A 12617-nucleotide genomic window follows, 5' to 3' on the forward strand; every position below is an offset into this window, starting at 1 on the left:
CCGCTCATCCGTACAACCCGCTGAGCCGGTCGGAGAAGTTGTCGATGACGATCTTGCGACGCAGCTTCATGCTCGGCGTGAGGTCCCCGGCCTCCACCGACAGCTCGCGGTCGATGATGGTGAACTTCTTGACCTGCTCCCACCGGTTGAGCTGATCGTTGAGCTGATCGATATAGCCGCCGATCAGGTCGCGGGTCTTCTCGTCGTGCGCGATCTCCTCGAACGACTTGCCGCCCAGGCCGTTCTTCTCGGCCCACTCGTGGATCGCCTCGGGCTCGAGGCCCACCAGGGCCACGCAGTACGGCTGGCCCTCGCCGTGGACGATGATCTCGCTCGCATAGGGGCACAGACCCTTGAAGGTCGCGGCGATGGCGGACGGCGCGACGTACTTGCCCTGTGACGTCTTGAACATGTCCTTCTTGCGGTCGGTGATCCGCAGGAACCCGTCGGAGTCGACCTCGCCGATGTCCCCGGTGTGGAACCAGCCGTCGTCCTCGAACGCCTCGGCGTCCGCGTCGGGACGATCGTGGTAACCGCTCATCACACCGGGACCCTTGATGAGGATCTCCCCGTCCTCCGCGATCTTGACCTCGGTCTCCGGGAAGGGCCAGCCGACCGTGCCGAAACGGTACGCGAGCGGCCGGTTGAGGAACGACGCGGCGGAGGTCTCCGACAGTCCGTAGCCTTCGAGGACGATGATGCCGACGGCATCGAACCACTGTGCGACGTCGCGGTCCAGCGGAGCGGACCCGGAGACGAAGAACCGCAGCCGGCCGCCGAACCGCTCCCGGATCTTGGTGAAGACGAGCTTGTCGGCGAGCTTGTACTGCAGCCGGTCCAGCGGCGACGGGTTGCGGTCCTCCTGCTTGGCCTTCGAGACCCGTGTTCCGACCCCCACGGCCCAGTCGAAGATCTTCTTCTTGGCGCCGCCCTCCTCCGCCATCATCGCCTCGATGCGCGCGTGGGCCTTCTCGAACACGCGCGGCGCCGCGCCCATGAAGGTCGGCTGCACCACGGCGAGGTTCTCCACGATCTTCTCGACCCGGCCGTCGATGGCGGTGGGCATGCCCACCTGCAGCGGCAGGCTCAGCAGCACCTTGCCGAACACGTGCGACAGGGGCAACCACAGGTACTGCAGGTCGTCCGGACCGAGAATGCCGAGGGCATCGACGGCGGCGGCGGTGTACGTCCACGCCGAGTGCGGCAGCCGCACGCCCTTCGGCTTGCCGGTGGTGCCGGACGTGTAGATGAGGGTGGCGAGGTGATCCGGCCGGATCTCCCGGACCCGGTCCTCGACGGCGTTCGGCGACTCCGCGATCAGCTGCCGGCCGCGCTCCTCGAGGTCGGCCAGGGTGATCACCCAGTTCCCGTCCCCGGGGCCGTCGATCACGACCACCTGCTGCACGTCCGGTAGCTGTGCGCGCTGCTCGACGAGCTTGTCGACCTGTGTCCTGTCCTCGGCGACGACCACGCGGCTGCCCGAGTTGGAGACGATGAACCCGACGTCGGGAGCCTTGGTGGTGGGGTAGACCGTCGTGGTCGCAGCGCCCGCGCACATCACCGCGAGGTCGACGATCACCCACTCGTACCGGGTCGACGACGCCAGCGCGATCCGGTCCTCGGGCTCGATGCCGAGCGCGATCAACCCGGCCGCCAGCAGACGGACGCGGTCACCGACCTGCTGCCAGGTCACGCTCTCCCACCCGTCGTCCTTCGGGAACCGGAACGCCTCCGTGCCCGGGCTGGCCGCAATTCGGTCGAGGAAGAGCTGAGCCACCGACGGGGCCCGCTTCTCGATCTTCGAGTGGTCGACCGGCTCGTCGGAGATTCGCAGCGCTGTCATACCCCGAGTCTAGAAAGGCCGCACGCACCGCGGGGAGGGTTTGGGCTGTTCACTCCGGCTTCCGGCCCACGCTTACCGCGCCTGCCGGTGCTGTCGGGCGTGGGCGAGAGCCGCGGCCGCCCGCAGCACCCGCGGTGCGCGCCGGGCGGTGCGGCGCCCGGTCCGGTCGAGCACGGACAGGTCGAGGGACCGGCGCGCGATCGGCGTCGGTCCGTGATCGCGTCGGTGAGCCGCACCCACTGCGCGACGAACCTCGCGGCTGTCTCGCCGGGGTCGTGGCCTGGGGGCACCGTCCGCCTGCGGGGGACGATGAAGACACTTCTGCATTCGGTCTAGGTTTACGGCTTACAGATGGTGACGAAAATTCCCATTTACGCAGTAATCCCCGCGAACCCCGTGGTGAGCACACTTTCGGTCGCCGGAACGGTGTCGGCGCCGTCCGGTAGCGTTCCCGCCCGTGACCAACGAGACGGAACCGGCCGACGACGCCCAGCTCCCGGTACCCGGTGTCGGTTCCCGATCGAAGTGGCGGATTCCCATGAGAAGTGGCGGGTCGGTGGCGGGTTCCCACCTGAAGTGGCGAAGATGTTCCGGCGCTGACTGCTTCTGAACTCCGAGACGATGCGAGTGCTTGGGGGTAATTCCGGACACCGAGGAAGTCGCCGTTTAACACCCGATGGACTCAACCGCCTTGAAAGATTCCGCCAGGCGCACGAACTGACCGCCCCGACCAGAAATCCGCCACTTCAGATGGGAACCAATGACACATGCAGCACGGACCCCGCAGGGCGAGCCGCAGTTCACCGAGGGCCAGCCTCGCCACACCAGACGGGACCTGACACCCGGGACCCCGGCGGGGCCCGCGCTGCCGGACTTGGCGCCCGGTACGGCGGCGCGGATCGCGGAGTCGGTGGCGTCGGCGCGGGCCGCCGGCACCCGCCGCACCTACGCCTCCGCGTGGCGGGCCTTCACCACCTGGTGCGCCGCCGAGGGCCACACGGCGGTGCCGGCGCACCCGGTCACCGTCGCCGCCTACCTCGTGGCGTGCGCCGACACCGTCACCGAGGCGGGGGAGCGGGCCTACGCCCCGGCCACCCTCGCGCACCGCCTCGCCGCGATCGCCCACCACCACCGCCGGACCGGACACCCGAGTCCGACCGGCGACGATCTGGTCCGCGCCACCATGTCCGGGATCCGGCGGGACTACGCCACCGCCGGCCAGCGGCCCCGCAGCCCGCGGGCGCCGCTGCTCACCGCCGACATCGTGGCGATCGTCGACAAGGCCCGCGCCAACTGTCAGGGGTGGGCGGACGAAGTCGCCGAACGCCGCGACACCGCACTCCTGCTGCTCGGCTTCGCGGGGGCGTTCCGGCGCAGCGAACTCGTGGCCCTGACCTGCGGGGACGTGGCGCTGCACCGGCTCGACGGCCTGCACATCAAGCTCCGTCGCTCGAAGACGGATCAGGAGGGCTGCGGCACCGTCCGCGCCCTGCCCTTCACCCACAGCCACACCAGCTGCCCGCCGTGCGCGTGGATGCGGTGGGCACAGATCGTCGCCGCCCACGACGCCGGCGGCCGGCCCGCGGTGATCCGGCTGCTCCGGGGTGCGGAGCCGTTCGCGGCGCACGTGTGCCGCGGCACCCGCCCCCGCGCCGGGGGCGGGGCGCCGCTGCTGCGCGCGATCCGCCGCAACGGCAACCTCTCCACCACCGCGCTGTCCGGAGCGGCGGTGCACCAGGCCATCCGCCGCCGCGCCGCACACGCCGGCTACGACCCCGAGATCGTCCAGCAGCTCGGTGGGCATTCGCTGCGGGCCGGGTTCGTCACCCAGGCCTTCCGCAACGGCGCCTCCGCGCACGCGATCATGCGCCAGACCGGGCACACCACCCCGGCCATGCTCGAGGTCTACGCCCGCGAACACGCCCCGCTGCTCGGCAACGCGGTCACCAACCTGGGTTTGTAGGGATGACCCACACCGGTCGCGAATCTTTCTCCCGCCACGAGATTCACGATGCCGACCTGGGCTTGCGGATCCCGGCCCGCTACCGGCATGACTGGAGGCTGTTCGTCGACTGGTGTACCGCCGCCGAACACCGCCCCATCCCGGCGGCCCCAGCGACTCTGGCGCTGTTCCTGCACGAGCACCCGGCCGCGGTCGCGACCCAGCGACGCCGGCTCTCGGCGATCAACGCCGTCCACACCTGGCACGGCTACCCGGCCCCAGGGCGGACCGAGATTGTGCGCCGGCGCCTCGACACCGCCCGCGATCAGCGCCTCGATGGGCTCGGGCGCCTTCTGATGCAGCGGGCGGTCGAGCTACCCGTCCTGGGGTGGCCGAGCGGACTGTTCGGCCGCCGCGACGCCCTCCTGTTGGTCCTGGCCGCCGCCGGCATGAGCTTCACCGATATCACCCGGCTGCGCCGCCGCGACATCCGCCACGACGGAGACATCCTCGTGGTCACCACCCGGGCTGGCGAACGCTTCCGTCTCCCACCGCATCCCGAGACCGGGGACAACCCGGCCGCCACGATCTACCAGCGCTGGGCGGAGATCCAGACGTTTCTCGATCAACACCCGGGCACCCATCTGTTGCGCCATCACCTCACCGATCCCGTCGAGATCGTCGCGGATCCGCTCGATGCGGAACAGGGCCGGCAACCGTTGCTGTGTCCGATCGACCGGTGGGGACACCTCCCGTACGCCCAATCGATGACCCCGCAGTCGGTGTCGGTGCTCGTGCGGGCACACCTGTCCGGCCAAGCCCCGGTGCGTCGGGCGCTGCCCGTTCCCCCACAGGATGATGTCGACGCCTGGGTCGAGCCCGACATCGTCCTCGACCCCGACTACTACGACCGCGGCGCCAACGCCCGCCGCCGTGATCACAAGGCACTCGAGGACCTCACCGACGTCTTCGACGAGATCGAACAACGAACCGACATACTCCTCACAGAGCTGATGAAAGTAATGGAGGGGATGCCAACGCACTGACCAGCACCGAGTTTGCCAAGTTTCGGACTCGGACGGTCTGAGTGTTTGAGAGCCTCATAGAAACGACGGTGCCCCACTCCGCAAAGGAGACCGGTCCACAATAGACACTAAGAAGGTCACGGTGTCGTAGTCGTGCGGTTGAATGCTGCTATGGGCCAATGCAAGGCGAGGAAACCGAAACAAGAGCGACGGAACGATAAAGGAGTCTCCCAACTGGGTGTGCTTGCGCACTGGTACGACTCTTTCGATCCAGACCTCTTGTGGGCCACCCTGTTCGCGGCTGCTGCATCACCGTCTGCGCGTCATCGCGCGACATCCGTAGGGCTCGCGCTTGCAGCGGCGCTCCGTGCGGCGCCGGGCCCGGAACCGAAAGTTCCCGAGCTGCTCCCACCGGTCCAGGACCTTGTCGATCACGCCGCCAAAGCTGTGGGCGTCGGTATTCTACAGGAAGATTACGTCGCGGCAGATCCCACGCAAATCGCGGTCGTCCGTGTCGGGGACGAACTGCTGCGATTCCTCCCTGGGCTTACGGAGAGACCCATTGCGGACCTCTCTCGTGCGCTACGTCTCGCCGAGGCACTCGACGATCGACTTGTCCGTCGGCGTCAGTTCGGCATCTTCAATCTGGTCCGAGTCACGCTGCGATATGTGGACTTCTGCGTACAGGCCTTGTCGTCCTCCTGGCAACCGGCCCCAGATGTTCAGCTGGGCGATGCTATCGAACTGCCCAAGGCCGAATTGGCTGCGGCTCGGGCATTTATTGCCATTGACCCAGTCGAAGCTCTCGAACTCGACGACGCCGATCTACGTGCACTGGAGTGGATGACGTCGCCGGCTAGCTCGGCAAAGTTCGACCGGGATAGTCCGACCAGTCCCTTTGGGCGCGCCCTCCGGTACAGAGGATCATCCTCGGAACAGCCCGATCGGTGGCTGCCACCGACGTTCGTTCCGGAAATTCTCGCCCACGCCATCACCGAGCTGGTCGAAAGCCTTGAACGCGACAAGCACGCACGCAAAGCACTTCGGGACTCCTGCCTCGAGGAAGCTCGGCGTGCACTCTGGCGGTTCTCCGATGCACTCATAGAATCACCACCCGCATCGCCCGACGTCGAGCCCTTGACAGGCAACCGGATCCAATGGCTTGTACCGGTGAACCAATCGACGTTCCTCGCAGTGTCGATGATCCTTACAACGGACATGCCGCGCAGCGGTCCGAGTTCGATCGCGTGCGTCCAGCTAGCAGAACAGATCCGAAACCAGAATGCGCCTGTGGTCGCGAGGATGGCCGGGGGCGGACAGGTAAGGTTGCGACCCGATGCTGAAATAGTCCCGCTGGTCGTGATCGCCGGCACGGGTCACTGCTCGGTGCTACAAACGTCAGGTCAGGCGACCCTTGCGCTCGAAGATCTCACGTGGATTGCAGAGACCGCCACCGAAGACGACGATCTCTTCCGGTTCGCACGTGATCTGAGTGCACCCGATTTTCCACACACCTTCGGCTGGGAAGCGATCAACTATTGGGAACCGTGGCGCACCAACGGTAAGTCCTTTTTCAAGGGAGGCATCGTGCCTGCTTCCATCTTCTTCGAACCCCACGCCGGCCAAGCGGAGTGGGATCGAGCAGTCAATCTTTCCGACCTCGAAGTCGCACTACACGGCGTTGGGCTCCCTGCCCTGCGCCATACGCAACGTGCCGAGATGACCGAAGATTATAGCGCATCAGTCGCCGTACTCAGAGAGCAGGGTGAATACAACCCGCGGACGGGTGTGCACCATGCGCCAGCCTGTGTCGGTTGGTCACTCGCACTCACCACCCCACCTATAGCAATTGTTCGTTCGGACCCGGACTGGGAAACCGAAGAGGAACATCGATTCCTGTTCGACGTAGCTGGTGGACTCGTCTTCGGATTCGGCTCCATCAAGGAATCGTGGGAACGCGCTCACCAGTGCCTCGATGTGCCCGGGTACAGACTGAACCTCGCCATCGTTGAGGACGTCGATGACGAGCAAACAAGTCCCGTTGTGTCCGTCCCACCTTCCAGTACGCCGGTCGCGAGCGCTCCGTGCGTGATCAGCTGGAACTTTCGTATCGAACGATTCGTCCAAATTGCAGATCGGAACGCGCTCGCGCCTAACGAGCTCACGGCAATACCGTTGAGAAAACTCTTGGAAGCCGGTGGGGTAGAGGGCAGTATGGCCGAGGAAATCGCCGAGGAATGGTCGACAGATCGACCCTTTCTCATTTTCGAAACAAAGCGATCTCTTACCAGCCTGCATCACCTACCGTCACCCTGGCGTCTCGACCCATCAGACGAATCGGCAGCAACTGCATCATTTGCTCGTCGGTTACATGCAGCAAACGTCCAACCGGGAGAGTACCGCGGACGTCATGCAAATGATCTGGTCAAGGAACATCTGGCCCCCGCGGCTCTAAAAGAACTAGTTGAACGGATAAGTGCCCATGATCCACAAGCGGTGATCTTCACCGGGATGGAACAACTCAACCGTGTCTCCGACGACATAATGCGTCAACAGGAGGACTTGTCTCGCGTCGCAACCCACCTCCTCACCGAATGGGATCCCGTAGAACGCATGGCCGAACTTGCCGCTGAGACATTGCGGCTCCGTCAATGCAACGAGATCATCGTCGAGGCAGCCTTGCGCGGTGCGCAGGGCTCGGGTTCGAGGCAGCCCATCACCATCCAGCACTGGAGCGCCCTCTTAGCAGCCGCCGACGCGTACCGCACCGTGACAACTCTGAGCGAGCGCCTGCACCATCGGGTCGCACCCGCCGTTATCGACATCAGCACGGCATATGAGCTGACCTTCGTCAACGACGAGGCGCCGGACACCGACGCTTGGGTTCTCAACGGTGACGCCCTCAACCTCGCCGCGGCTGATATTCGCCTCGGACGCAGCAACGACAGCACTTCACCCGGACTCGCAAGTCCACCTGACGATGTCGACGACGCACTTCTCGAAGCCTACGGCGCCACATCGTTAGATCTGTTCCTGGTCCTCACGGCACTCATTCAGTGGGACTCCTTCGAAGAAGAGCGGAGTGTTGCGTTCGTTCCTGATGAGGAAGTACGCAAGTGGGTAGGCCAAGCGGCCGGAGACACATACACGAAACGACGAGAACGTCTCTACCAGGCGATCCAGATGCTCACAAGCACTCCTGAGCAGCTGAGCTCCGGCGACTGGGCGCCCTGGCAGACCCGGACGCGTCGGCATCGTTTGCTCGTGCAACCATTGGTACGGTATCGAGACGCCGGACTACTGATTTCGCCGCAATACTTGCTAACCACCTTGAGCGTCTACGCTACTTATTTGGCGCAAGGTATTCTTCCCTGGACCGGCGACGTGCCTAATCGGTTGGAAAAAGCGCTTGCTGACCGCAGGAAAGGAAGAAACCTGGACTTCGAGCGGACTCTTCAGCACGAGCTCGAACAGCGTGGCTTCCACACCATTGCGCGCATCAAGCCGGGAGATCATTCCCGACTAGGGGTGCCAGCCGTGACGACTGAAATCGATCTCGTATGCGGCCGCCCGGGAGAACCTGACATTTGGCTGATCGAAGCGAAAGATCCTGCCGCGGTTCATGGCTTCGCGGAAACGGCACGTCAGATGCGAGCCTTCTTCCGGGACTCAGAGAGTAAAGGACGACTGAAACCGTGTTATGCAACGCAACTCGCACGCAAGGAGGCGGAATTAAAGCCGTATGTCGAAGCCGTAGCGGATGCGCTCGGAATCGGACAGGCTTCCGATTCCAGACCGCACATTTTGCGCACCCTCTTCGTCACACGGAATCTCACACCAGCCGGCTTCGTCGCAGAACGGTACGAGGTCAGGGCGGCTTCGGATTTCTTGGCTTTAGTCGGCGCTGAATCCGCAAACGTCCAGTCTGCAAATGTCGGACGAAAGTGAAGCAAAACAGGCTCATGGGCAGCCTGATGGCGTGGAGATGAATCCGGGTCAGTTGCTCAGTGTTCCCGGCATGATCTCGTCGATCATGCGCGTGAGTTTGTCGTGGGCGGTGCGATCCAACCCGTAGAAGCTGATCGTGTACGAGAGCGCGTTGTAGTATGCGGCGACCGGAACGAAAAGGAGTCGTTCAAGGTCCCGGACGCCAACGCTGAGGACCGTGCCGACGTGGTCTCCGTGACCGACGTACTGCCGCCACTGCTTGGCCTGGTACAGCGACGGGTGGGTGCCGGCACATAGGAAGCTGTACACCCCGGAAGCCTGACGCTTGGTGATGCCCCCGACCGTCGCGTGCAGGTGATCGAACATCGCCTCGACGCAGTCTTCGGGACGGGGGAACACCTGGCCGGCGATGGTCCGACCCGCCGGGCTCCCACCGAGTTCGTTCGCGTCGGTCTGTGGGAACACGGCGATGATCCGGTCGCGAAACTTGGCCCGCTCCCGCCTAGCCCTCTGGTGGGACTTGGATGTCTTCGGGCCTATTCGGCCGGCCGCCTGCTTCGCCGTCTCGCGGCTGGTGAACTCCTCCAAATACGCCCTGGCGAGGATGTCCCCGGCCGTGAGAGGCGGCTTGCCGAGCATCCACATCACGTGTGCGGTTAGCTCGAGGACGGACCGGGCGAGCGGCAGGGGCGGAAACATCGCTTGACCGCTGCGGTACAGCGCCGCGATTCCTCCGAGGTGGCCAGCGGCGATCTCCAGATAGGCGACCACCACCTCGGAGACGAGGGTGAAGCCGGCGGGGTCGAGCTGCTCGAGGTCCACTGCGAGCTTCGCAGCGGCGGAGCGGTTGGCGGGTTGCCAATGTGATGTCTCAGCTGTGCTGAGGAATGCGTCGCGGCACGCTTCAGCGAGCTCTGCGAGTTCGTTGAGGCGGTGCTGAACCTGTTCGTCCTGCTCGGGGTGAGCGACCATCTGTGGGTTTCCTCTAACTCGCTGCGTCCGCGCCGGGGAACTCGAAACCGCTGAAGTTCGGCGTCCGGTCCAGCTGTATCTCGAATCGGAAGTTGATCACGAGCTCACGGTTCAGTGCCTCGCGTGCGTGGATTTTGGTGATGTACGCCAGAGCCCAGAAGCCGTTCCGGTTGTGCAGTGCGACGGCGTCGCCGGCACGGGCATCCACTATCCGGCTGCTCGTATCGAACTGTGACACGTCGGCGAGGAGCTCCGCGCGTTCCCGCGCCTGATTGATCACTGCGACGTTGGCGATGTCGGACGGATCGTTAAGCACGTAGACCGTGCCGAGTCCCCGCTTTCCCACATCCAGCGTGAACTGCGAGGCGCCGCTTCCAAGGCGGAAGCGGCCACTGTTCTGGGAGTAGACGAACTCCACGTCCCCGCGGTTCGCCGGATTGCGCCACCGCTCCGGCGAGTTCCTGATCGCCAGACTGGCTTCGACGGCTGTGCGGCCTTCCAAGGGGTTCGGTCCCAATGGTGGCGCGGCGTCAACCGGGACTCCATGGATCTCGCGCAGAAGACGTTCGTAGGAGTTCTCCTGCGACGCGTCGTCGCGAAAGTCCTCGTACATCCGCCCGGCGAGGAACGCCGGCAACACGGGCGGGTTGTTCGGGTTGTTCCGGATGAGTGGGATCACGGCGTTCGAATCCAAGTCTGCATATAGCCGCGCCGACAGCATCTGGCTCTCTACGCCAGCACCACCTTCGCGATCGTTGCACTTGCGGCTGTAGTTCTCGGAGGCGACCGCGATCACGCGGTACTTATGGTCCGCGGCGCGCTCCATGTAGTGGGCCAGGTTACCGCCGAGGCTGACGTCCCAGCGGTCCAAGCAGACGTCGACACCGTTGCTGCGCAGTCGGCGAGACAGTCGCAGAACCCAATCTCGGTGCTCGTCGTCGTCGTGTGAGTAAGACATGAAGACTTGGGGTGGTTCGGAGGTCACGTGCTTAGTGTGCCGGGGCAGCGGCAGGGGGAGGAGAACGGGTGTGCGGCGCGACGCCGCCACCGCCCGCATCCTGATTAGCGAGCTCGCCACCGAGGTCAGCAGCGTGCTCGACCGACAGGGCACCGCGTGGGAGATCGACCATGCCATCTGGGCGTTGACGCGTGCGGTGCGCACCGAAATGCAGCCGTATCAGGACGAGCGCAGCCCCGAGTCGACCGGGATGGCGCCGGATTCTCAAGGGCCCCCTGATTATCCATCACTATTGTTATCGGCAATAGGTGCGTGGTCCGCGGGGGCGTTCGGTGGGGAGAGGGCGTCGTCCGGCGCTGCGGCGCATGCCGCACGAGCGTCGACGGCTCGTGCGGCACCGACGGTCACGCCCGGGTCCGCGCCGCGAAGACCGCCCGTGCGGTGCGAAGATCCGATCGATGGACACGGCGACGTCGGCGACCCGGCCGGACGCCACCGCCGTCGGCGGGAGGCGCGCGTGGAGCCGCCGGCCGCGTCGGCCGGTGCCGATACTGCTTGCCCGGCACGGCGCATCGACCGGTTCGGCACCCGAGGCCCACCGGCCCGCGGGGAGGCTTCCGGCACGCTACTTGACATAATCTCGGTTATCGGCGTTCCGTGACCGATTGCGCCACAGTGGTTTTCATGTGAAATCGGCGCGGTCTCTCGTGGGATCGAGGTGCGGGGCGAGCGCGCATGCACGGTCCGGTCGGCAGTGCCGGCGCAGCCCAGGCGCTGTTTGCTGCCGCCGACGCCGCCGGATTGATCGACTGGGACGGTCCGGCCCAGAACGAGCCTGAATTCGTGTTCCAGCGCGACGGTCGGTATCGCCGCCACGGCATCTCGCTCGACCTGCTGTTGCATTCAACCTTCCTGTACCGCAACCTAATTGATGGATAATCGTGCTTATCCATCAAGGACAGTCACGAGTTGCAGAACATGCGAACCCGTGACGCCCACCATCTGTGGACGCGAGGACCCGTCCATGTCGATCGCTCACAAGCATGCCGAACTGCGGCTTCGGTGCCCGGCTGGTGCGCCCCGAATCCGCACTGGTCTGTTGCCGCATCCTCGAGGGGGCGTACTCGCTGCCCAGCGGCCCTCGTCTGTACCCTCCTGACCTGGTGTTTGCACGACGCCTGTCTGTCTGGCACTGTGATGAGTGCACGGGGCACTAGCTCCGGTGAAGTGGACCCGGCAGCCTTCCGGACGGTTGGTGAGCCGGGTTTCGCGTTTCTACCGCACCGCCACGGTCTTGGTGCTCAACGGCCGGACCCGGGCGGGCTATTCGTCGCCCTTGGCCGGGCACCAGGCGACCGCGCCGGGAATCCACAGCATCGGTTCCTGCTTGGCGCGCAGATGGTGATACGTCAGCTGATCGCGGATCCCGTGTTTGCCGGTGGCGTCGAACAACGTGCGGCGGTCGGACTTGGCGGTGGAGTCGTCTTGTTCGAGCACCAGACGCGAGACCGACAGCTCGGCAAGGTCGCCGGCCAGCGCCTCGAGGCATCGGGGGCGCCCGGCCTTGGGTGTCAGCCCGGTCGCGTCGTAGACGTGCACCTGCACGTCCAATGTCACCAGGGCCGAGCAGATCGTGCGTCGGCGGGCATCGCGCTCGGACTTGAAGTGGATCCGTTCCTGACCCTTCATTCTCAGCGCGGTCAACGTTCTGCGCGCCTGATCGAGCGCCGACGGATCCGCCACTGCGGCCACCACCAGGCTGCCGCGGACGGTGTTCTCATCGACGAAAGCCTGCACGAGAGGTCAGCCTAGAGCGACGCCACCTCCTCTTCCGGATCCCCTTCGATGCGCACCGGAGGAAGGTGCGCACCTCGAGGGCCCACATCTGTCCACCTGCGTACTTTCGATTAGTCCACTGCCGACACGGCG

8 protein-coding genes are annotated in these 12617 nt (G+C 65.1%); 4 read left to right on the plus strand and 4 right to left on the minus strand.

The window, feature by feature from the left end; genetic code table 11:
- Nucleotides 1-4 precede the first annotated feature (4 nt).
- Nucleotides 5-1843 carry an AMP-dependent synthetase/ligase gene (locus tag ACWPQI_RS00445; RefSeq protein ID WP_474738562.1) on the minus strand — a complete coding sequence of 613 codons (1839 nt, stop codon included), beginning with the start codon at nt 1841-1843 and terminating at the stop codon, nt 5-7.
- A gap of 760 nt (nt 1844-2603) precedes the next feature.
- Here ACWPQI_RS00445 and ACWPQI_RS00450 point away from each other — a divergent pair.
- From ACWPQI_RS00450 to ACWPQI_RS00460, 3 genes are all read left to right on the plus strand, one after another.
- Nucleotides 2604-3806, plus strand: coding sequence for an integrase (locus ACWPQI_RS00450; protein WP_474738563.1), 1203 nt, complete (start codon nt 2604-2606; stop codon nt 3804-3806).
- 2 nt (nt 3807-3808) lie between these two features.
- Nucleotides 3809-4831, plus strand: coding sequence for a hypothetical protein (locus tag ACWPQI_RS00455; RefSeq protein ID WP_059175149.1), 1023 nt, complete (start codon nt 3809-3811; stop codon nt 4829-4831).
- 219 nt (nt 4832-5050) lie between these two features.
- Entirely contained in the window at nt 5051-8758 is a 3708-nt protein-coding gene (locus ACWPQI_RS00460; protein ID WP_474738564.1) for a hypothetical protein, read from the plus strand.
- Between the two features lie 48 nt (nt 8759-8806).
- On the opposite strand, the gene ACWPQI_RS00465 is transcribed toward ACWPQI_RS00460, so the two are convergent.
- Nucleotides 8807-9730, minus strand: coding sequence for a hypothetical protein (locus ACWPQI_RS00465; protein ID WP_474738565.1), 924 nt, complete (start codon nt 9728-9730; stop codon nt 8807-8809).
- Nucleotides 9731-9743: 13 nt separating this feature from the next.
- Nucleotides 9744-10715 (minus strand): toll/interleukin-1 receptor domain-containing protein, encoded by a 972-nt coding sequence (locus tag ACWPQI_RS00470; RefSeq protein WP_474738566.1) that lies wholly within the window; start codon nt 10713-10715, stop codon nt 9744-9746.
- Between the two features lie 708 nt (nt 10716-11423).
- On the opposite strand from ACWPQI_RS00470, the gene ACWPQI_RS00475 reads away from it, so the two are divergent.
- Nucleotides 11424-11627, plus strand: coding sequence for a hypothetical protein (locus ACWPQI_RS00475; RefSeq protein ID WP_474738567.1), 204 nt, complete (start codon nt 11424-11426; stop codon nt 11625-11627).
- 384 nt (nt 11628-12011) lie between these two features.
- On the opposite strand, the gene ACWPQI_RS00480 is transcribed toward ACWPQI_RS00475, so the two are convergent.
- Nucleotides 12012-12485 carry a hypothetical protein gene (locus ACWPQI_RS00480; protein WP_059175089.1) on the minus strand — a complete coding sequence of 158 codons (474 nt, stop codon included), beginning with the start codon at nt 12483-12485 and terminating at the stop codon, nt 12012-12014.
- Nucleotides 12486-12617 lie beyond the last annotated feature (132 nt).

It is taken from the genome of Rhodococcus sp. LMD (assembly GCF_056108245.1).

Excerpts from the sequence above, each read along its gene's own strand:
- ACWPQI_RS00445 (WP_474738562.1), bottom strand. The coding sequence starts at position 1,843 with ATGACAGCGCTGCGAATCTCCGACGAGCCGGTCGACCACTCGAAGATC.
- ACWPQI_RS00450 (WP_474738563.1), top strand. The coding sequence starts at position 2,604 with ATGACACATGCAGCACGGACCCCGCAGGGCGAGCCGCAGTTCACCGAG.
- ACWPQI_RS00455 (WP_059175149.1), top strand. The coding sequence starts at position 3,809 with ATGACCCACACCGGTCGCGAATCTTTCTCCCGCCACGAGATTCACGAT.
- ACWPQI_RS00465 (WP_474738565.1), bottom strand. The coding sequence starts at position 9,730 with ATGGTCGCTCACCCCGAGCAGGACGAACAGGTTCAGCACCGCCTCAAC.
- ACWPQI_RS00475 (WP_474738567.1), top strand. The coding sequence starts at position 11,424 with ATGCACGGTCCGGTCGGCAGTGCCGGCGCAGCCCAGGCGCTGTTTGCT.